We start from the raw sequence: 20681 nt of genomic DNA, 5'->3' as shown, positions 1-20681 counted from the left end.
AAGAAATGATTGTCTTCGAAAGAATGCGGTGCGTACCCCACAACTATTCACGAGACAAACGATGAAGATCTCTCGCCCCATGGCGCGACGCCAGTTCGTGCTGGGCGGCCTCAGCGCCGCCGCATTCGTCGCCGCACCCGCCCGCGCCTTCGCCGCCACCCCCTTCCCCGAGCGCCCCCTCACGTTCATCTGCCCCTGGCCCGCCGGCGGCACCGCCGACCGCTCGATGCGCGTCATCTGCCAGATCGCCGCACGCGAGCTGGGCCAGCCGATCGCGCTGGAGAACCGCGCCGGCGCCTCCGGAATGATCGGCACCAAGGCGCTGGCCTCGGCCAGGCCCGACGGCTACACCATCGGCCAGGTGCCGATCTCGGTCACGCGCTTCTCGCAGATCGGCACCGTGCAGATCGACCCGCTGAAGGACCTGACCTATCTCACGCGCACCTCGGGCCAGACCTTCGGCATTGCCGTGCTGGCGAGCTCGCCGTTCAAGTCGCTGCGCGACATGGTGGCCCACGCCAAGGCGCACCCCGGCGCGCTGAGCTATGCGCATGCCGGCATCGGCGGCGCAACGCACGTGGGCATGGAGCAGTTCGCGCAGGCCGCGGGCATCAAGTTCAATTCCATCGCCTACAAGGGCGGCGCGGCCGCGCTGACCGACGTGCTGGGCGGACAGGTCGACATGCTGGCCGACAGCAGCTCCTGGGCGCCCTACATCGAGAGCGGCAAGATGCGCCTGCTGGCCACCTGGGGCGAGACGCGCACGCCGCGCTTCAAGGACACGCCCACGCTGCGCGAGCTTGGCTACGACGTGGTGGTGGAAGCCCCCAATGGCATCGGCGCGCCCAAGGGCCTGCCGCCCGCGGTGGAGCAGCGGCTGCGCGAAGCGTTCCGCATCGCCGTGAACAGCGAAGAGTTCCGCAAGGTTGCCGAGAGCATCGACGCACCGGTCATGTACCAGGACGGGCCCGACTACCGGAAGTACGTTCAGGCCGTCTACAAGCAGGAGACCGAACTCATCCGCAAGCTCGATCTCAAGGCGCTGATGGAAAAGGGCTGAGCCCCTTCGTCCACCCCATCCGCCTCCACGCCCCCAGAAAGCGCCCACGCGCCACGCCATGAACGACAGTCCCCTGCTTCGCCTGCACCCGCACGACAACGTGCTGGTTGCCAAGTCCGCCATTGCGCTGGGCGAAACCATCGCCGAGTTCGGCGTGCGCGCCCGGGCGCAGATTCCCGCCGGCCACAAGATCGCGGCCTGCGCCATCGCGGCCGGCGAGCAGGTCAAAAAGTACGACACCGTCATCGGCGTGGCCTCGCGCGACCTGCAGGCGGGCGACTATGTGCACAGCCACAACCTCACGCTGGTCGACTCCTACCGCGATCCGGCCTTCTGCCAGGACGTGCGGCCGGTCGACTTCGTGCCCGAGGCCGAGCGCGCCACCTTCATGGGCTTCGTGCGCGCCGACGGACAGGTGGGCACGCGCAACTTCATCGGCATCCTGTCGTCGGTGAACTGCTCGGCCACCGTGATCAAGCGCATTGCCGCGCACTTCACGCCCGAGCGGCTGGCCGCGTTTCCGAACGTCGACGGCGTGGCCGCCTTCGCGCAGACCAGCGGCTGCGGCATGTCTTCGCCGAGCGAGCACTTCGACGTGCTGCGGCGCACGCTGGCAGGCTATGCGCGCCATCCGAACCTGGCGGGCGTGCTCATCGTCGGGCTGGGCTGCGAGCGCAACCAGGTCGATTCGCTGGTGGATTCGCAGGGCCTCGAGCAGGGTCGCCTGATGCGAACCATGGTGATGCAGGACGTGGGCGGCACGCGCGTGACCATCGAGGCCGGCATCCGCGCCATCGAGGACATGCTGCCCGAGGCCAACGCCGCGCAGCGCTCGCGCGTGGGCGCCAACCATCTGAAGATCGGCCTGGAATGCGGCGGCTCCGACGGCTTCTCGGCCATCACGGCGAACCCCGCGCTCGGCGCGGCCATGGACGTGCTGGTGCGCCATGGCGGCACGGCCATCCTGTCGGAAACGCCCGAGATCCACGGCGTCGAGTTCATGCTCACGCGGCGCGCCATCACGCCCGAGGTCGGGCAGAAGCTGCTCGACCGGCTGGCGTGGTGGGAGCGCTATGCGGCCGGCCAGAACGCGCAGTTCAACGGCGTGGTGGGCCACGGCAACCAGGCCGGCGGCCTGGCCAACATCTTCGAGAAGTCGCTGGGCTCGGCGATGAAGGGCGGCACCACGCCGCTGCGCGCGGTGTACGAATACGCCGAGCCGATCGACGAGGCCGGCTTCGTCTTCATGGACTCGCCGGGCTACGACCCCGTGGCCGCAACCGGGCAGATCGCCAGCGGCGCGCAGCTGATCTGCTTCACCACCGGCCGCGGCTCGATGTTCGGCAGCAAGCCGGCGCCCACCATCAAGCTGGCGAGCAACACGCCGATGTTCCGCCGGCTCGAGGAAGACATGGACATCAACTGCGGCGTGGTGATCGACGGCGAGCTGACGGTGCCCGAACTGGGCCAGCAGATCTTCGAGCAGATCCTGCGCCACGCGTCGGGTGAAGCCACCAAGAGCGAAGCGCTCGGCCTGGGCGATCACGAGTTCGTGCCCTGGCACATGGGCATCGTGAGCTGAGCCGATGCCTGCGCGATACCCGCACCACACAACCCCGACAAGAACGCCCCCATGCCCCTGACCCTTTCCCGCACCGAGCTGCTGCGCAGCGCCAACTACATCGCCGGCGAATGGCTGGCCGCGCAACCCGGACGCACGCTGGCCGTGACCGACCCGGCCACCGGCGACCTGATTGCGAACGTGCCCGACTCGACCGCCAGCGCCGCGCGCGCCGCCGTCGACGCCGCGCACGCCGCGTTCCCCGCGTGGCGCAAGACGCCGGCCAAGGCGCGCGCGCAGATCCTCAAGCGCTGGAACGACCTGGTGCTCGCGCACCAGGAAGACCTGGGCCGGCTCATCTCGCGCGAGCAAGGCAAGCCGCTGGCCGAAGGGCGCGGCGAGGTGGCCTATGCGGCCAGCTACATCGAATGGTTTGCCGAGGAAGCCACGCGCGCCAACGGCGACGTGATTCCCGCGCCGGTGCCCGGCCGGCGCATGTTCGCGCTCAGGGAGCCGGTGGGCGTGGTCGCCGCCGTCACGCCGTGGAACTTTCCGGCCGCGATGATCGCGCGCAAGATCGCGCCCGCGCTCGCCGCGGGCTGCACCGTGGTCTGCAAGCCGGCCGAGGACACGCCGCTGACCTCGCTGGCGCTGGTGGCCCTGGCCGCCGAGGCGGGCGTGCCGCCGGGCGTGCTCAACATCGTGACCGCGTCGCGCGAGCGCACGCCCGAGGTGGTCGACGCCTGGCTCGACGACGCGCGCGTGCGCAAGATCACCTTCACGGGGTCGACGCCCGTGGGCAAGCACCTGGCGCGCCGCTCGGCCGACACGCTGAAGAAGCTCTCGCTCGAACTCGGCGGCAATGCGCCGTTCATCGTGTTCGAGGACGCCGACCTCGAAGCCGCCGTCGACGGCCTGATGGCCGCCAAGTTCCGCAACGGCGGCCAGACCTGCGTGTGCCCCAACCGCGTGTTCGTCCATGCGGCCGTGCACGACCGTTTCGCCGAACTGCTGGTCGCGCGCGTGGCCGCGCTGAAGGTCGGCCCCGCCAGCGACGCCGCCTCGCAGATCGGCCCCATGATCAACGCACGTGCCGTCGAGAAGATCGAGCGCCACGTGCAGGACGCCGTGGCACGCGGCGCGCGCGTGCTCACGGGCGGCGCGCGCCTGCCCGCGCTGGGCGCCAACTACTTCGCCCCCACCGTGCTGGCCGATGCCGACGCCACCATGGCCTGCGCCTGCGAGGAAACCTTCGGCCCGGTCGCGCCGCTCACGCGCTTCACCGACGAGGCCGAGGTGATCGCGCAGGCCAACGACACGCCCTTCGGCCTGGCCGCGTACTTCTATTCGAACGACGCGCGGCGCATCTGGCGCGTGGCCGATGCGCTGGAGTGCGGCATCGTCGGCATCAACGAAGGCGCGCTGGCCGCCGAGGCCGCGCCCTTCGGCGGCGTGAAGGACTCGGGCTACGGCCGCGAAGGCTCGGTCCACGGCCTGGACGACTACCTGCACACCAAGTACGTGTGCCAGGGGCAACTCGACTGACGTTTCTGGAAACACCCCGCATGAGCAACCCCAATTCCTTCAAGGCTGCGCTGGCCGAACAGCGCGCGCAGGTCGGCCTCTGGCTGTCGATGGCCGACCCCTACATGGCCGAGGTCAGCGCGACCACCGGCTTCGACTGGCTGCTGATCGACGGCGAGCATGCGCCGAACGACCTGCGCTCGACGCTGGCCGCCCTGCAGGCCGTGGCGCCGCACCGCGCACAGCCCGTGGTGCGCGCCGTGAACGGCGACACCGCGCTCATCAAGCAGCTGCTCGACATCGGCGCGAAGAACCTGCTGGTGCCCATGGTCGACACGGCCGACCAGGCGCGCGCGCTGGTATCGGCCACGCGCTACCCGCCGCAGGGCATTCGCGGCGTGGGCAGCGCCGTGGGGCGCGCGTCGCAATGGAGTGCGCGCAGCAACTATCTCGACATTGCCGACGACGAGGTCTGCCTGCTGGTGCAGGCCGAGACGGTGAGCGCGCTTGCCGACCTCGAGGCGATCTGCGCCGTGGACGGTGTGCATGGCGTGTTCATCGGGCCTGCGGACCTTGCGGCATCGATGGGCCATCGCGGCCGTCCCGGCCATCCCGAGGTGCAGGCGGCCATCGAACAGGCGATGCGCACCATCGTCGCGTCGGGCAAGGCGGCGGGCACGCTCACGTCGGACGCCACGCTGGCACGGCGGTACCTGGAACTGGGCTGCACCTTCGTCGCCGTGGGCGTCGATGTGCTGATCTATGCGAATGCGGCGCGCAAGCTGGCCGCGGAGTTTCTCGGAGCGCCCGCGGGCTCTGCCGCGGCGGCCGCGCCGGTCGATGCGGCGACGCGCGGAGCCTACTGAACCATGGACGCACCGACATCGACGGCCGTGATCGAAGGCCTGCGCGCCATCGTGGGCGAGAAGGCCTGCATCGAGGCGCCCGCCGACATGCAGCCCTTTGCCACGGACTACCGCAAGCTCTACCACGGCAAGGCACTGGCCGTGGTGTTGCCCGCTTCGACGCAAGAAGTTGCCGGCGTGCTGGCGCTGTGCGCCGCGCACAAGGTGCCCGTGGTGCCGCAAGGCGGCAACACCTCGCTGATGGGCGGCGCCGTGCCCGACGCGTCCGGCCGCGCGGTCATCCTCAACCTGCGCCGCATGAACAAGGTGCTGGAGGTCGACACCGTCAACGACACCCTGACCCTGCAGGCCGGTGTGACGCTGCAGGCCGCGCGCGCCGCGGCCGAGGACGCGGGCCGGCTCTTTCCACTGCGCATCGGCTCCGAGGGCTCGTGCCAGATCGGCGGCAACCTCTCGACCAACGCCGGCGGCACCGCCGTGCTGCGCTACGGCAACATGCGCGACCTGACGCTGGGCATCGAGGCGGTGCTGCCCGACGGGCGCATCTTCTCGTCGCTGCGCGGCCTGCGCAAGGACAACACGGGCTACGACCTCAAGCAGCTCTTCATCGGCTCCGAAGGCACGCTCGGCATCATCACGGCAGCCGTGCTCAAGCTCATGCCGCTGCCGCGCGCCACGGCGGTGGCGCTGGTCGCGGTGCAAAGCCCGCACGCCGCGGTGCAGCTGCTGACAGAAGCCAAGCGCATCGCGGGCCAGGCCGTCACGGCCTTCGAGCTGATCTCGGCGCCTGCGCTCGCGCTGGTGCTCGAATCGATGCCCCAGCTGCGCTCGCCGCTGGCCGACGCGCACGACTGGATGGTGCTGATCGAGCTGAGCTCGGGCGGCGACCCGGGCAGCCTCGACGCCACGCTGCTGTCGCTTCTCGAAGAAGGCATGGCGCAAGGCCTCGTGCTCGACGCGGCCATCGCCGCAAGCGGTGCCGACGCGCAGAACTTCTGGCGCATCCGCGAAGAGATTTCCGACGCGCAGACGCGCGAAGGCGGCAGCATCAAATGCGACATCTCCATTCCGCTGTCGAAGATCGCCGACTTCATCGCCGAAGCCTCGGCCGCGGTGCTGGCCCTGGCGCCCGATGCGCGCATGGTCATCTATGGCCACATGGGCGACGGCAACGTGCACTTCAACCCGCTGAAGCCCAAGGGCGCGAGTTCCGCGCAGTTCCTGGAGGCCAACTACGCGCGCGTGTCGCACGCGGTCGACGGGCTGGCGCACCGGAAAAACGGATCGATCTCGGCCGAGCACGGCGTGGGCGTGGCCAAGCGCGACGACCTGAGCGCCTACAAGAGCGAGGTCGAGCTCGAGCTGATGTGGCAGATCAAGCGCGCGCTCGATCCGGACAACCTGCTGAACCCGGCCAAGGTGCTGCCGCAGGCCGCGTGACGACGGCGCAGAGACACCGAGGTCGAACGCGCTTCCGATGACGAACGGGCCCCGAGGGGCCCGTTCGTCATTCGTGCGTCATGCGTTTCGCGTGCATGGCGTGGCTTTATATTCTGGCGCCCGGCCCACCCGCGACAGCCTGCGAAGCGAAGATCTTGACGAAGCACCCATCCCCCAGCACAGAGATCGAGGAACTGATTCACGCCTTGAGAGGCCAGGATCCCGACGACAGGCACGCCCGCGTGAGCCTGGACCACGCGCCTTGCGCGGCCTTCATCCCGCACTTGCTGAAGGCGACGACGGACCAGGACCCCTATATCCGGGCGAGCGCCGTCCATGCGCTCGCAAGCTACGACGCCGAAGAAGGCACGCAGTTGCTGGCGACACTGTTCCGTGCGCTGGCCGATGACCCCGACCCATCGGTGAGATCGGCCGCGGCGGAGGTCCTGGCAAGCATGTCTTCTGACGCTGCTCCTGCGCTGCTCGCGGCCCTCGGCGATGCGAGCCCCGACGTGCGCAAGGAGGTGGTGCTTGCGCTCGGGGCCTTCGAGACGAGCGACACCGTGGCCGCATTGACCGATCGCCTGCACCGCGACCCGGCGCCGGAGGTCCGGGAACGTGCCGTCATGGCCCTGGAGCGCTTGAAACCCGAGGGTTCGGTGGATGACCTGGTCCGTGCACTTGAAGACGAGAGCGCTATCGTGCGAGCCGCTGTCGCTCGCGCCTTGGGCGAGTACGAAACCAGCGAATTGCCAGCCATCGTGAACGCGTTGCTCCTGGCTTTGGCTGATCCATCGGCCGGCGTCAGAGAAAGCGCGGCACGGGCGTTGCGCTATTCGTCCGCTGAAGCGATTCCCGGGCTGGTGGCGCTGCTCGCAGACGAAGTTGCCGACGTTCGCAACGAGGCGATTGGCGCCCTCGGAACGCTGGATGCCTGCCAGGCCATCGACGCTCTGGCGGAGCGGCTTCGAAACGATGCAGATACGGAAGTGCGATGCAGTGCCGCCTCCGCGCTGGGCGACCTCCGGCACGAGGGCGCGACAACGCACTTGATCGATGCATTTCAGAGTGGGGCGGACTCTCCCGAAGTTCGGGCGGAGATCGTGCGTGCGCTGGGCAATGCCGAAGACTTCAGGGCGCTGCCCGCGTTGTGCGTGGCGTTGAGAGACCTCGACCCCGAGACAAGAGAGTCCGCGGCGCGAGGCCTGGAGTGGCTTCTGGACCCGGAAGTCCCCGAGGGCAGCGCCGCACTGGAACCGTTGTGCCTGGCCTTGAAGGACACCGAGGGCAGCGTCAGGGAGGCAGCCAGCAACGCGCTGGGCAAGCTGAAAGACCCGCGCGCGCTTCCTTTCCTGATGAAGGCCGCGCAGGACGACACCGAGGAGTGCCGGGCAGCAGCCTTGGAAGCCATCGCCAGGATCGACGCCACCGCCGGTGCGGCGCTGCTTCTGGAAGGCCTCAACGATCCGGACACCGATGTTCGAAGAACGGCCGCGAAGTCCCTGGTGCTGGCACAGAGTGCGCCGATTCCGCCCGCGGTGCTGGCCTGCCTTGCCGACCTCGATGGCGATCCTTTTGCCAGGTGCGACTTGGCAAAGGCACTGGCGCGCCGAGGGGGTGCGGAGGCCGTGCCCGTGCTGATCGACCTGCTCCAGGACAAGAGCGGTCATGTCCGCGCGGCGGCTGCGCAGGCGCTGGGCGAACTGCCCGACCCGCGTGCGATGCCTCCGTTGACCGCGCTCCTCGATGACGAAGACGAGGATGTGCGCGGCGAAGCGGCGCTGGCGCTGGCGGCCCTTGCGGATGACCGGGCCATCGAGCCGTTGAAGGCACTGCTCGAAGACGAGCACCCACCTGTCCGCAGACGGGTCGTGTGGGCCCTGAGCTTCTTCACGCCCTCCAGGGTGCTGCCGCTGCTGGTCAGCAGCCTGGAGGACGACGATCCACACGTCCGGTCCACGGCGGTCAACGCCCTTGCCGATCTGTGCGATGCGCCGGCCCTGCGCCGCATCGGGCTGGCGCTGCCGCCGGCATTGGACGACGTCAAGGAGGCGCTGGAAGAAGCAGCCGCCGAGCTGGAAGACGAGGATTCCGCGGAGCGCAACCCATCGCCGCGCCGTGTGCAGCTGGGGACGACTCACTGCGAATAGGTAACCCTCGGCGCTCGTCAAGGCGCTTCCAAAGCCTGGCCCTTCAGCAATAATTCCCGCATGCTGGCCCGACTGATCTACCGGAGCGTGTCGAAGAATCCTTCGGATGCGGATATTTCCGACATCCTGACCACGTCGCGCCGAAAGAACCATGCGGTGGGCATCACCGGTGCCTTGTGCCATCTGCGGGGTGCCTACATGCAGTATCTGGAGGGCGACGAAGCGGCCATCGAGTGCGTCATGGCCGCCATCACCGAAGACCAGCGGCATTGCGGCCTGTCGGTGATCGAATACCGCCTCATTGCCGCACGCGCGTTTCCGCAATGGTCGATGGCCATGCTGGCCTGGGACCCGGAGATCGAAGCCACGCTCGGTCCGCTGGCCGACATGGGGCTCTTCGGTATCCCGCCCGACGATGCGGCACCCATCTTCCGTTCGCTCAGCATGACCTCGCACTGGAACGTGCTCTAGGGTCTAGATTCGCAGTCGATGGCGCAGATCGCGCGTCCGAGCCGCAGACGGCTTCCGGCTAGAAGACTTCGAGCGAACCGGATCCCGCGGTTCGATCGTCGAGCACATAGCCCGCGCCGCGAACCGTGTGCAGCAGCTTCAGGTCGCACGGATCGTCCAGCTTCCTTCGAAGCCGGCCGATGGTGACCTCGAGGGTCGTCGACTCGCTCGCCAGTTCCATGTGCCATACCTGCTGCGCAAGGGTCGCGCGCGAAAGAACCGCGCCGTGCCGCTGCAGCAGCACGGCCAACAACGAAAACTCCGTGGGCGACAGCTTCAGCAGGACGCCGTTGCGGGCGCACTTGCGGCGCTCCAGGTCGACCTCGAGGTCGGCCAACCTCAGAAGGGTCGATTGCGGCGGCCTGCCGCGCTCCAGGAGCGCCTGAACGCGAACCAGCAACACGGGCACGGAAAAAGGCATCGCAAGGTAGTCGTCGGCACCCAGCTTCAGTCCCTGCAATCGGTCGGAGAGCTTGTCGCGCGCGGTCAGCATCAGCACGGGAACATTCCTGGTGCGGCGGATGGCCTGCAAGACGCCGAGGTCGGGACCCGCGAGCTTCGTGTCGAGCAGAACCAATGCGTAGTCGCCCTCGATCGCGAGGTACTGCCCTTCGAAACCGTCGCGAACAAGATCGACACGGAACCCCTGCTCCTGGAGGCCCTTCTTGATGCAGTCGGCGAGCATGGGCTCGTCTTCAACGACCAGAATCCGCATCGCAAGATCGTACTGAGAGCCGGGCAGCCCTGGCAAGGGCAAAACCGAAGGGTGCGGTGTTGCCTGCTTCCCTCAAGGCCAGCCACGGACAAACACTACATACACGCCCGCGCGAATCGGCTAGATTTTCCCTTGGCAAAGCAATGCGAATCACCAATTCGGAGGCTGTCTGATCGAACGGTGCGAACGGCGCGTCGGAATTCCAGGGCAGCCTTCCCTACACCGGGAGGCAGATCAAATGCATGCCACGCGTGACTTCAGCCGGCTTGCGGCGGTCCTCAAGTCCAAGGGGGCAGCTGCCGCGTTGGCCTACCTCAACGCGGGGGTGCCGCACAGGTTCTCCGGCGTCTACCGGATCGAAGGCGCGAACCTGCGGAACGTGCTGCTGTTCGACAAGCTCGGCGAGATCCGGCCGGCCTTCCTCGAAGTGGTGCCGATGGACGCGAGCTTCTGCCAGTTCGTCGTGCGCGACGGCCTCTTTCGCACCAACAACTCCTCGCTCGATACACGGTTGACCGGGCATCCCGCGCAAGGGATCGTCGTGAGCTACCACGCCGTCCCCGTGATCGACCCGGACCGCGCCCTTCTGGGCACCCTCTCACACTTCGACCTGGTCGAACGGTCGATCGACGACGGCGAGTTCGAGCTGCTGTACCAGGCAGGCCGCCTGATGGCGGACTTCATCCCTCGCTAGGCGCGCTTGGCTGCTGCCCGCGCCTCGTTGCGCAGGTCACGGATCTGGTCGTGGTTGCGCTGGGCCGCTTGCGCCTGCGAACTCACCACCTGGCGCACGGCCTGCGGCAGTTGCTGCTTCAGGGCCTTGCGGTAGCGCGCCACGGCCACGTCTTCGCCGCGCTCGCACTCTTCGAGGATCGACAGCTCGCTGTTGGCGCCCACCGCACCCTTGACGTGCACCCAGCCGCGATGCAGCGCGCCCGAAGCCGTTCCGCTTTCCGCGGGCTTTCCGCCGTAGGAAACGACCAGTTCGGCCAGTTGCGCCGCGGCGCTCCGGCATTGCGCGGCGCGCACGGCAAACACTTCCTGCAGGCGCGCGGACTTCACTTCTTCGGCACAGGTGCGAAAGCCGGCTTCCCCATCGCGGGTGTTCTCGAGCAAGTCGTTCAGCACGTCGGCCACGTCGTCGTTGGAGAGCGGCTCGCCCTCGGGAAACGCCGTGTCTTCCTCGCGCATGTACAGCCGGTCGGCACGCTCCCATGCGGCGTGCGAAGCAGGCCGCGCCTGCTCCCAGGAGAGCGAGGAGACGCCACGGCGCGCTTCCCACTCGCGGGCCAGCGAAGGTTCTACGGCCGCGAAGTCGTCGTCCAGCGTCGCGCGGCGGCTCCAGCCCAATTCGTAAGCCGGCGCATAGTGTTCGTAGCTGAGGCCGGGCTCGTAGTAGGGCTCCCGGGTGTAGGCGCTTTCCCAATGGCTGTGTTCCGCCGTCGGGTTGATGCGCTCCGCGGCGGCCTTGCCGCCGAGGCCGCCGACCACGGCACCCACAAGCAGTCCGGCGACCGCGCCCGCGGGTCCGCCGACGGCGCCCACGGCTGCGCCGGCCACCGCACCTCCGGCGGCGCCCGCGCCGGTTCCCAGGGGATGGGCACCGGGCTCGCCGGTGATGGGGTCGAGGTTGAGGTCGTTGCGATCGGTGGGCTTGGTGATCTGGGTCATGGGGTTCCTTGCATGGCGTGAGTGAAACGGTGAAACGGGCGAGTTGTTCGCGTGGGTTGTTCGCGTTGTTTCCTCCATGTTTCGTCGCTCGCGCGCGCGGCCGGGTCGGCGGCTGTCGCGGGCTTCTGTAGTCCATACCGTCGCCGGCGTCCATCACGCCAAAACCCCTGCCCGCCCGCCGACGGCCTACCTCATTCGAGGGATTCCGCCGCCCGCGCTCTCGACCTAGACTGCCCATTCAATCCTTGTCCATACGGACACCTGAGGGGATTGTTTCGCCCGCCTCGTGCGGGCTTTTTTTCTTGGCGCATCGCATCCGCTCCGGACCCGATCGGCCAGACCTTCCATAGCTGCTGTTGCTGCCATCGCGCCCCGTACCATCGGCGCATGAACACAGATTCGAAAGGCGCACGACCGCCGCTGGTCGACATCGGCGTCAACTTCCACTCGGCGCAGCTGGCGTCGATGACGTCCCCCTTGCTGGCGCGTGCCAAAGCGGCCGGCGTCGCGCAGATCCTGGCCACCGGCACCTCGCTCGCGTCCAGCCGCCTGGCCCTCGACCTTGCAAAGGCCAACCCCGGCGTCGTCTTCGCGACCGCGGGTGTCCACCCGCATGGCGCGAAGTCGCACGACACGGCCACGTTCCATGAACTGATCGAACTCTGGAAGTGCCCGGAAGTCGTGGCGGTCGGCGAGTGCGGCCTCGACTACAACCGCAACTTCTCGACGCCGCAGGCGCAGCGCACGGCGTTCGAGCAGCAGTTGTCGATGGCCGTCGAGACGCGAAAGCCGCTGTTTCTCCACTGCCGCGACGCTTTCACCGATTTCCACGACATGCTCGCGCCCGTGGTGGCCGACGGCGCACGCGGCGTCGTGCATTGCTTCACCGGCAATCGGGCCGAAGCGGAGGCTTTCCTTGAGATGGGCCTGGACATCGGCATCACGGGCTGGGTCACGGACCTCCAACGTGGCTAGGCACTTCGCGAAGCCGTGCCGGCCCTGCCGCTGGATCGGCTTCACCTTGAAACGGACGCGCCTTACCTGTTCCCCAAGAACTCGGGCGCCCGTCGCGGGCACAACGAACCGGCGAACCTGCCCTGGGTCGCCGCCGGCGTGGCGGAGCTCATGAACCGCGAGGTCGACGAGATCATTCAGGCCTGCACTGCGAACAGCCGCCGGATGTTCAACCTTCCAGGCACCTGAAGCCGACCCCGGCCGGGGTTCTAGAACTGCCTTTCGACCGCGCGATTGAAAAACTCGCCAGGGGTTGCGTTGAACAGGTTGCCGAAAGCCGCGATGAACGCCGAGAGCGACTCGTAGCCGCAGTTCAGCGCGACGTCTGTCACGCGCTCTCCCCGCTCCAGCCCGGGGAGCGCGCTGAGCAATCGCATTCGCAGCAGCCAGGCGCGGTAGGTAAGGCCCGTCTCGCGCATGAAGCGCCGGCTCAGTGTTTTCTCCGAGATGCCGAAGCGCTCGCTCCAATCGCGCAGGCTGACCTTTTCGCCCGGCCGAGCCTGGACGCTGCGGCAAAGCTGGCGCAGTTGTGCATCCGCCGGAATCGGCAGCATGAGGTCCACCTCCCTTGCCGCCGAGAGCTGGTCCAGCAGCACGTTGGCCAGGCGCTCGTCCGCGCTTCCCGGCGCGTAGTCGACGGGAACCAGGCTGAAGGCCCTGACCAGCTCACGCAGCAAGGGGCTGACCTCCAGCACACGGCAACGCGCCGGCGATGCGCCGCTCTGGCCTTCATCGATGTACAGGCTGCGAACGCAGGTGTGCGCAGTGCTCCAGACGCGATGGGTCACGCCGGCCGGAATCCAGACGCCGCGCTGAGGCGGTGCAACGAAACGGCCGGCGTTGGTCTGCACCTCGAGCACCCCTTGAACCGCATAGGCGAACTGAACCCATGGGTGGCGATGCCGGTAGCCGAGCACGGCATTCGGAAGCGACTCCGCGTGCCCGAACACAGGCCGCGGCAGCGCTTTCAGTTCGGCCAGACCCGCTCGCAGATCCGTGTCCGCCTGTCCTTTTGTCGACACTGCATGCCTCCTTATCGTTAGCCGGAAATCTTAGCGCGCGATAACGTCGGGTTTTGCACCGCACCGACCCATGAGATCACTTAGAACGCCGTCCGATCACTCCACGTTTGCGCGCCTGGCTGGCGTGGCCGTGAGGCGTGGGTCATGACCTCCGGCTTCGATTGCATCCTCGCCGCGGTGGACATGTCGCCGGCGTCGGCGCAGGTCGTCTACCGCGCGGCCATGCTCGCCATGAAACATGGCGCGCTGCTCAAGGTGATGGACATCGGCCCGCTGTCGGGCCCGCCAAGGTTGCCAGCGGCCATCGCGTTGAAGGCGCTCGTGAGCTCCGTTGTGGACGGCCTCGGTGTGCACGCCGAAGTGCTTCCTGAGCGGGCGACCCGCGTCTCGGACATTGCCGAGTTCACCGGGTTCAGCCGGCGAAGCCTCGTGGTCCTGAAGCACGACCGGCGCCCGCGGCTGCGCTCGCTCTGGCGTGGTTCGCTGGCGGAGCAACTCATGCGCGTCTGCGACGGGCCCGTGTTGATTCTGAAAGCGCAACCGAACGCACGCGAGAACTATGAGCGCCTGCTCGTGGCAGTGGACCTCAGCGCCTCGGCGGCCCACCTGATGGCCCTTGCCTGCCGCCTCGGGGAGAACAGCGAAGTCCAGGTCCTCCATGCCATCCGCCCATTGCATTCGAACCCGCTGCGCGACGCGGAGATGCCGGACCGCATCCTGCGCGCCTACCTGGCTCGACGAAAGCTGGAGGCGCACGAGCAGCTGCTGCACGTGGCCGCCGGCGCAGGGAGACACCATGGCCGGGTCACGACTGTCCTGCGCGATGGCGATCCGGCCTGGCACGCCACGCTCCAGCAGTCGCATGCCAAGGCCGACCTCGTGGTTGTCGGCAAGAGGCGCTCTTCCGCGCTGCCCGACATCCTGTGCGGCGGCGTCGCCAAGCGGATCCTGGCCTGGTGCGAGGCGGACATCCTCGTGGTTCCCTGCCATTCCCCGGATGCGAACCCGGATGCGAAAGCAGCGGCTGCCTGACCATCCGCCATCGCCTTGAGGCAGGTTCAAGGCCCATCTTTCAAAGGAGCAATCGATGAACAAGGACACAGAGAAAAATGGCGTCATTCACAACCCCGGCGTCGTCGCGGCGGAAGACCCCGCGACAGGGGCGCCGGACCCGTCCGTTCTGAAAGAGGTGTCGGAACAGGCATCGAGGGGAAACGACCAGCCCGCCAGGGAACTGGCCGCGCAGACCGAACGCCGCCGGACTTCGCCAAACACGTGATCAGCCGACTGGCGAACTTCCCGCGCGCACACGCCGCCTGGCTTGCGGCTCGCCACCATGTTCACGCACGGGCGACTGCCGCAAGTCGTGGGGTACCACGAGGACGTCGACGCTGCTGAGTCTCAGCAGGCGTTCGGCCACGCTGCCGAACACGAAGTCCGACAGGCCCGACGTGGTGCGCTTGCCGACGACGACAAGGTCCGCGCCGCCCTGCTTCTGTTGCGCGCTCGCCTGCCGTGCCGGGTCGCCATGGCTGATGGCGGCGTAGACGCGGTTCCGGCGCGCGTCGGTCGAGTCCGTCAGCCAGAACATCCGCTCTTGCGCGTAGCGCCTGCATTCGTGCCGGTAGGCCCTGATGGCGCGGTCCGAGACCTCGGCGTCATGCAGCCGTGCGTCGTTCGCCGTGCCGATGGCATGGAACAGTTCCACCAGGCCCGACTTGCTGAAGCCGAACGCTGCCTTGGTCAGGTTGCGCGACGCCTCTGAAAAGTCCACCGCGACGAGCAGACGTTGATAGGCCGCTTCGCTCCTGCCGCGCACGGAGAGAACCGGCAGGCGCGCCTTCCGGACGAGGCGCATCTCCGGCTGGCCGAACGCGAAGGCACGCAGGCTGCGTTCATTGGCCGTGCCCGTGACGACAAGGTCCGCGCCTTGCGCCGCACGCGCGACGTCGTCCAGCGTGTTCGCCACATGGGCCACGGTGCGCACGCGAATGCCGTGGCGTTGAGTCAGCTGCAAGGCGTGATGGGACAGCCGGCACGCGGCGTCCGGGCAGGGGAGCTCGTTGGCAGGTGGCACGTAGATGAGCTTCAGCATCGCGGCGTGCTCGCATGCCAGCAAAGCCGCGCGGGAGAGCACGGCGTCCGTGCTGGTTGAAAAATCGGTACAAGCCAGGATCGATCGGAGGTTCATGGACCAGCCTCTTTCTGAGTGCGTGGCCGCGCCGATGCCTCGGGTCGCAGACCCGTGCACCGACGAGCGGCAGAGCGAATGGGTGGCTCGCAGGTGCGAGCGGCGGCAAGCCGAAGCTAGGTGACGTAGTCGCCGGTGGCTTCAGGCTGGAAATGCATCGCGGAGATTTCGGCGCAGCACTGTTCGCCCGTGGGGCTGTACCACCGGGCGACCTCCCCGAGCTTCATTCCCAGCAATGCGTTGCCGACCGGAGACAGGACCGAGATGTAGCCGGCCGCGGGCTCCGCATCGCCCGGGTAGCACACCGTCAGTGTCTGCCGGCGCCGGGTGTGCACGTCGACGAGTTCCACCTGCGAATACATGGTCACGACGTCGCAGGGAATCGCCCGCGAGCTGGTGACTTCGGCGCAGGCGAGCAGGTCGGCAAGGCCAGGGGGGAGATGGCGGCCGAGCAGATTGCTCAGGCGGCCGAAATCGAGATCGGTGAGCGTTCGCTCGCCATGAATCGCTGCATGCATTTGACGCACTCCATTCTTGCGGCGCCTCGAGGAGGCCGCCACGTCCGCGCGGGGCTGGTGCCCGGCGGTGGATGGTTTGCGCTGTGAGGGGAGGAGCGGACCGCCGGGCTTAGGGAAGTGCGGCCGTCGGGCTGCGACGCGCCAACGTGGCCACGCCCGCGCCGATGGACGCCGCTGCAATCAGCAGCTTGTCCGCGGTCGCGTGGGTCAGCAGGAGGTGGGCGGTCGACATGCGCGAAGTCTAAGCAGGCAGACCGGATTTGCAGCGAGTAGCCTCACGGTTCTTGCCAGATTGAGCGAGAGCAGGAACCGCCCGGCATCTCGGGCAGCGCGGCTACCGCTCGAGAATTCCCAACGCAAGCCGCGCGTTCTTTTCGGCCTCGGCCCGTTCGTGCAGCCAACGGAACAGGCCGTCCTTGTCCATGGGCTGGGCGATGTAGTAGCCCTGCCCTTCGTCGCACTCCATGGCCAGCAGCGCCTGCCAGGCCGCCGCGTCCTCGATGCCTTCGGCCAGCACGTGCAGCCCGAGCTTGCGGCCCAGTTGCGCGACCATCTCGGCGATGCGCGCGCCTTGCGCCTCACCCAGCCGGCGAACGAAGGTGCCGTCGATCTTGATGCGGTCCAGCGGCAGCCGCTCCAGGTAGCTCAGCGAGGAATAGCCGGTGCCGAAGTCGTCGATGGCAATCGAGATGCCCTCGGCCCGCAGCGCGGCCAGCGTGGACTCCAGCAGCTGCGTGGGCAGCGCGGCCACGGACTCGGTAATCTCCAGTTCCAGGTGATGGCCCTGGAGCCGGCTGTGCGAGAGCGCCCCGCGCACGGTGTCGAAGAATCCCGGGTCCTGCAGCTGCACGCTCGACACGTTGACGGCCATGCGCAGCGGCGCGCGGTCCGCGTCCAGCAGCTCGCGCATGGTCCGGCAGGCCGTGGACAGCACCCATTGCCCGAGCGCCACGATGAGCCCCGAATGCTCGGCCACCGGAATGAACCGGTCCGGCGGCACCAGGCTGCCGTCTTCGGCACGCCAGCGCAGCAAGGCCTCCAGGCCCACCAGCGCACGGGTGTGGAGGTTGAGCTGCGGCTGGTAGACCAGGAACAGCTGCGCGTTGTCGATGGCCGTGCGCAGGTTGGACAGCAGCAAGGCGCGGGCGCGGGCCTCGGCGCCCATGTGGCCCGAGTACTGCAGGTGCTGGCCCCGGTGGTCGCGCTTGGCGCGCTTCAAGGCGATGGTCGCGTCCTTCACCAGGTCGACGCCGGCCTGCGCGTCTTCGGGCAGCAGCACGTAGCCGCAGGTCAGCGAGACCTTGTGCGGCACGCCGTCGACGGCCAGCGGCTCGCGCACGCATTCCAGCAGTTGCCGTGGCGACACCTGCCGCACGGGCCCGAGCACGCCGAAGGTGTCGGCGCCCAGGCGGGCCAGCAGGACGCCGGCCGGCAAGGCGCCGGCCAGGCGCCGGGCCACGGTTTCCAGCAGGCGGTCGCCGAAGCGGTGGCCCATGACGTCGTTGGTGGCGCTGAAGTCGTCGATGTCGACCAGCGCCAGGATGTGGTCGCGCATGCCCTGCCGCGCGCAGTCGTCGACCTTCTCGACGAAGCGCGTGCGATTGGGCAAACGCACCAGCGGGTCGTAGTAGGCGTATTCGTGCAGGCGCTCCATCAGGCCCCGGCTGTGCAGCAGCGTGCCGAGGTTGATGCAGAAGACGTCCAGCAGTTGCCGGTCGACGGCGCAATGCAGTCCGGCGGTGTCGATGAACACGGCCATGCCCTGCTCGTCCTTGCGGCCGATGTGCAGGGCCAGCCCACCGTGTTCGCCGTGATCTCCGTGATCTCCATAGACGCTGCAGCCGAGCGCCAGCGCGCGGCGCAGCAGCTGCAGCACCGCCGGCTCGGGCACCGCGTCCAGCGGCCGGTCGACGAGGTGGCCGAAGCGGCCGGCCGCCGCGAGCACGCGGTACTGCGGCGCCTGTTGCGCGCCATGTCCACCATGTCCACCATGTACGCCCTGCACGCCCTGCACGCCCTGGGCACAGACCAGGCCATCACCGGTCACGCCCAGCAGCGCGGTCAGCTGCGTGATGACGCCGCCGGCAAAGGCGCGCGGGTCGGTCTCTTCCAGCAGCGAGGCGCTGGAGCGCACGATGAGCTCCAGCCCGCGGCTGTTGGCCTCGATGGCGCACAGCTGCTGGTACGACCGCACGGCCGTGACCACCATGGCCAGCAGGCGGTCCTGCGTGAGTTCGGCCTTGGTCCGGTAGTCGTTGATGTCGTAGCGCAGCAGCGTGTCCAGCGCCGGCACATGGCCCGGGCGTCCGGTGCGCAGCACGATGCGGGTGTTGCGCAGGCCGGCGGTGTGGCGAATGAAATCCACCAGGTCCAGCCCGGCGCTGGCGCTCTCGGTCACCACGTCCAGGATGACCATGGCCAGGTCACGCTCGCCGCGCACCAGCGCGCGCGCCTCCTCGCCCGAGTACGCATGCAGGAACACCAGCGGACGCCCGAACAGCGTCAGGCCCTGCAGCGCGGCGCGCGCGGCCGCATGCACGTCGGCGTCCTGGTCGACCACCAGCACGCGCCAATCGGGGGCGTGGCTCTGCACGCAGGCAGCTGCGGCGACCGGCTCCGGCGCGCGGGCCGGCCAGCCCGCGTCAGCCTCGCGCTTCATGCGGGCTGCACGTGGACATGCCCGGCTGCGAGCGCCACCTGGTTGCGCCCGCCGCGCTTGGCGACATACAGCGCCTCGTCGGCCAGGCCGTAGGCTTCGTCGAAGCTGCTGCCGCACGGCAGCCAGCTCACGCCGAAACTGGCGGTGACGCCGCTGCCGTCGGGCAGGTCGAATGCGTAGGCTTCGATGGCACGCCGCAATGTGTGCGCGACCTGCCCGCAGCCATCGCCGCCCTGCCCTGGCAACACCACGGTGAACTCCTCGCCCCCGACGCGGCCGATCTGCGCCGTTGCCGACACGGCCTGCTTGAGGCAGGTCACCACGCCCTGGATCACGCGGTCCCCCGTGGGGTGGCCGAAGCTGTCGTTGATGCGCTTGAAGTGGTCGATGTCCAGCACGATCAGCGCGAGGTCGTGGCACGCGAAATGGCGGTTCACGAGCTCGATGACGGCGGCCCGGTTGAGCACGTCGGTCAGCGGGTCGTGCGTGGCGCGGTACTCGAGCTCGGCGGCCAGGTCCTGCAGGCGCAGGTTCAGCTGGTTCATCTCGAGTTCGGCCCGGTCGCTGCGCCGCACCAGCCGGCGCGTTTCGCGCAGCAGCCGCTCGTAGGTGGTGAGCAGCTCGCCCAGCGCCTGGCGGCACGGCGCGGGCTGCGTCGTGGCGCACGCGTCGTAGGCGGCGCGGGCGGCTTGCAGCGCCCGGTTCTCGGCGTCGAACAGGTCAGGCGCTGCGGTCGTGTCCATTCAGGCCGACCTCACGGGATGGCTGGCGAAGTCGATCGCGGGAAAGTCTTCGCTGAGCTCCTGGCCGAATTCGAGAATGGTGTCGTCTTCCTCGTCGTGGTACCAGTTCAGGGCCACCCGGTTGCCCGCCTCCACGGCGTCGTTGAGCGCCGCGATCAGGTTGAACAGCATCTTGGTGCTGGAGCTGTTGAAGTAGGCCAACGCAATATGGACCTCGATGCGGCTGTCGTTCTGCTGCGCGAGGTAGTCCTTCAGCCGCGCGATCACCTCGCCATAGAAGGCGGCGGCGTTCTCGGGGTAGGACTCGCCGCGCAGGCTGAGCGTGCGGGTGTCGAACCTGAAGTCCACCTGGGGGGAACTGGGCGTCGGGGCGATGTAGAGGTTTTCCATCTGTGATCTCGATTCGTTGCCGGGCCTGCGCGGGTTAGATCGCGGCCTTCAGGTAGAACACCGGGGCGCCACCGGCGCTGTCGGAAGCGTCGAAGTCGAACTCCAGCGGTTCGCGGGCGTCGCGAGCGACCGTGAGAAGTCCCATGCCCGCGCCTTTGCTGCCTTCGGGCGTTTCCTCGCGCAGCGTCTGGCGGTAGGCCTGCTTGATCTCTTCGAGCGTCATGCTGCGCAGCGCTTCCAGCTTCACGCGCAGCGCGTCGGCGATGTCGGGCTCGACCGGGTTGGCGCACAGCAGCAGAAAGCCGCCGTCGCTCTCGCGGCGGATGCAGACCGAGCCGTGGCGCAGCTCACCGCTGACCTGGCTCGCGGGGGTCAGCGTGTCGGCCGAGTAATGAATGATGTTCTGCGCCATCTCCACGAAAGAGGAGAACAGCCTTCGCCGCGTCGGGCCGGCCACGCCGGCCACCTCGAGCTGCAGCTTCACCGCGTCGGCCATGGCCGCCACGATGTGCTGCGAGAAGTAGCCCACGTAGTAGAAGATGACCTGGTGTTGGCGCGCCACGTTGAAGAAAGAGCCGTACTTGTCGGCGATGGGGGGGAAAGGCATGGGTGAGTTCCCGTGTCAGGTGCTGAACTGGGTGCAGAAC

At 68.2% G+C, this 20681-nt stretch carries 20 protein-coding genes and 1 pseudogene; 11 read left to right on the top strand and 10 right to left on the bottom strand.

The genetic code is table 11. The features are described 5' to 3' along the window. Window positions 1-61 precede the first annotated feature (61 nt). The 7 genes from BM004_RS24845 to BM004_RS24815 all read left to right on the top strand — a co-directional run bounded on the left by BM004_RS24845 (window position 62) and on the right by BM004_RS24815 (window position 9072). Window positions 62-1060, top strand: a complete 999-nt coding sequence (locus tag BM004_RS24845) for a tripartite tricarboxylate transporter substrate binding protein (RefSeq protein WP_093130671.1) — start codon at window positions 62-64, stop codon at window positions 1058-1060. Window positions 1061-1118: 58 nt separating this feature from the next. Further along, on the top strand, window positions 1119-2642 hold the full coding sequence (locus BM004_RS24840) for a UxaA family hydrolase (RefSeq protein WP_093130672.1): 1524 nt from the start codon (window positions 1119-1121) through the stop codon (window positions 2640-2642). 51 nt (window positions 2643-2693) lie between these two features. After that, on the top strand, window positions 2694-4166 hold the full coding sequence (locus BM004_RS24835; RefSeq protein WP_093130673.1) for an NAD-dependent succinate-semialdehyde dehydrogenase: 1473 nt from the start codon (window positions 2694-2696) through the stop codon (window positions 4164-4166). A 20-nt stretch (window positions 4167-4186) separates the two neighbouring features. Then, window positions 4187-5011: a 4-hydroxy-2-oxoheptanedioate aldolase gene (gene hpaI, locus BM004_RS24830; protein WP_093217682.1), complete on the top strand. Its 825-nt coding sequence runs from the start codon at window positions 4187-4189 to the stop codon at window positions 5009-5011. Between the two features lie 3 nt (window positions 5012-5014). Continuing rightward, window positions 5015-6451 carry an FAD-binding oxidoreductase gene (locus tag BM004_RS24825; protein WP_093217681.1) on the top strand — a complete coding sequence of 479 codons (1437 nt, stop codon included), beginning with the start codon at window positions 5015-5017 and terminating at the stop codon, window positions 6449-6451. Between the two features lie 242 nt (window positions 6452-6693). Then, the gene (locus BM004_RS24820) at window positions 6694-8601 is read left to right on the top strand and encodes a HEAT repeat domain-containing protein (RefSeq protein ID WP_177206594.1); all 1908 of its coding nucleotides are present in this window, start codon (window positions 6694-6696) and stop codon (window positions 8599-8601) included. Window positions 8602-8661: 60 nt separating this feature from the next. Beyond that, entirely contained in the window at window positions 8662-9072 is a 411-nt protein-coding gene (locus tag BM004_RS24815) for a BLUF domain-containing protein (protein WP_093130677.1), read from the top strand. Between the two features lie 58 nt (window positions 9073-9130). Here the strand turns inward: BM004_RS24815 and BM004_RS24810 are convergent, their stop codons facing one another. Further along, window positions 9131-9826: a winged helix-turn-helix domain-containing protein gene (locus BM004_RS24810; protein ID WP_093217678.1), complete on the bottom strand. Its 696-nt coding sequence runs from the start codon at window positions 9824-9826 to the stop codon at window positions 9131-9133. Between the two features lie 238 nt (window positions 9827-10064). Between BM004_RS24810 and BM004_RS24805 the strand changes: the two genes are divergently transcribed. Beyond that, complete coding sequence (locus BM004_RS24805; protein ID WP_093130678.1) at window positions 10065-10520, top strand: hypothetical protein; 456 nt, start codon at window positions 10065-10067, stop codon at window positions 10518-10520. Here BM004_RS24805 and BM004_RS24800 read toward each other — a convergent pair. Beyond that, window positions 10517-11497 (bottom strand): ferritin-like domain-containing protein, encoded by a 981-nt coding sequence (locus tag BM004_RS24800; RefSeq protein WP_093217676.1) that lies wholly within the window; start codon window positions 11495-11497, stop codon window positions 10517-10519. The genes BM004_RS24805 and BM004_RS24800 overlap by 4 nt on opposite strands. Window positions 11498-11884: 387 nt before the next feature. Here BM004_RS24800 and BM004_RS24795 point away from each other — a divergent pair. Beyond that, a pseudogene (locus BM004_RS24795) lies at window positions 11885-12700 on the top strand (TatD family hydrolase). 20 nt (window positions 12701-12720) lie between these two features. On the opposite strand, the gene BM004_RS24790 reads toward BM004_RS24795, so the two are convergent. Then, a complete protein-coding gene (locus BM004_RS24790; protein WP_093217675.1) occupies window positions 12721-13533 on the bottom strand; it encodes an AraC family transcriptional regulator in 813 nt (270 codons plus the stop codon). Between the two features lie 144 nt (window positions 13534-13677). Between BM004_RS24790 and BM004_RS24785 the strand changes: the two genes are divergently transcribed. Continuing rightward, on the top strand, window positions 13678-14565 hold the full coding sequence (locus tag BM004_RS24785; protein ID WP_093217674.1) for a universal stress protein: 888 nt from the start codon (window positions 13678-13680) through the stop codon (window positions 14563-14565). 55 nt (window positions 14566-14620) lie between these two features. Then, window positions 14621-14812, top strand: coding sequence for a hypothetical protein (locus BM004_RS24780; protein ID WP_093217672.1), 192 nt, complete (start codon window positions 14621-14623; stop codon window positions 14810-14812). Here the strand turns inward: BM004_RS24780 and BM004_RS24775 are convergent, their stop codons facing one another. From BM004_RS24775 to BM004_RS24750, 7 genes are all read right to left on the bottom strand, one after another. Then, window positions 14813-15724, bottom strand: a complete 912-nt coding sequence (locus BM004_RS24775; protein ID WP_093217671.1) for a universal stress protein — start codon at window positions 15722-15724, stop codon at window positions 14813-14815. Between the two features lie 116 nt (window positions 15725-15840). After that, window positions 15841-16242 carry a GreA/GreB family elongation factor gene (locus tag BM004_RS24770; RefSeq protein WP_093130685.1) on the bottom strand — a complete coding sequence of 134 codons (402 nt, stop codon included), beginning with the start codon at window positions 16240-16242 and terminating at the stop codon, window positions 15841-15843. A 109-nt stretch (window positions 16243-16351) separates the two neighbouring features. Further along, window positions 16352-16474, bottom strand: a complete 123-nt coding sequence (locus tag BM004_RS42070; protein ID WP_256220034.1) for a hypothetical protein — start codon at window positions 16472-16474, stop codon at window positions 16352-16354. A gap of 102 nt (window positions 16475-16576) precedes the next feature. After that, entirely contained in the window at window positions 16577-18901 is a 2325-nt protein-coding gene (locus BM004_RS24765) for a putative bifunctional diguanylate cyclase/phosphodiesterase (protein ID WP_093217669.1), read from the bottom strand. Further along, entirely contained in the window at window positions 18898-19644 is a 747-nt protein-coding gene (locus tag BM004_RS24760) for a GGDEF domain-containing protein (protein WP_093217668.1), read from the bottom strand. The genes BM004_RS24765 and BM004_RS24760 overlap by 4 nt, the downstream gene beginning before the upstream one ends. Then, a complete protein-coding gene (locus BM004_RS24755; RefSeq protein ID WP_093130688.1) occupies window positions 19645-20034 on the bottom strand; it encodes a DUF1987 domain-containing protein in 390 nt (129 codons plus the stop codon). A 34-nt stretch (window positions 20035-20068) separates the two neighbouring features. Then, entirely contained in the window at window positions 20069-20641 is a 573-nt protein-coding gene (locus BM004_RS24750; RefSeq protein WP_093130689.1) for a SiaB family protein kinase, read from the bottom strand. Window positions 20642-20681 lie beyond the last annotated feature (40 nt).

Source organism: Variovorax sp. OK212, from assembly GCF_900112425.1.
In the GTDB taxonomy this organism is placed as follows: Bacteria; Pseudomonadota; Gammaproteobacteria; order Burkholderiales; family Burkholderiaceae_C; genus Variovorax.
The sequence above is the reverse complement of the archived record's forward strand: the minus strand, read 5'-3'. Positions and strand labels throughout refer to the sequence as shown.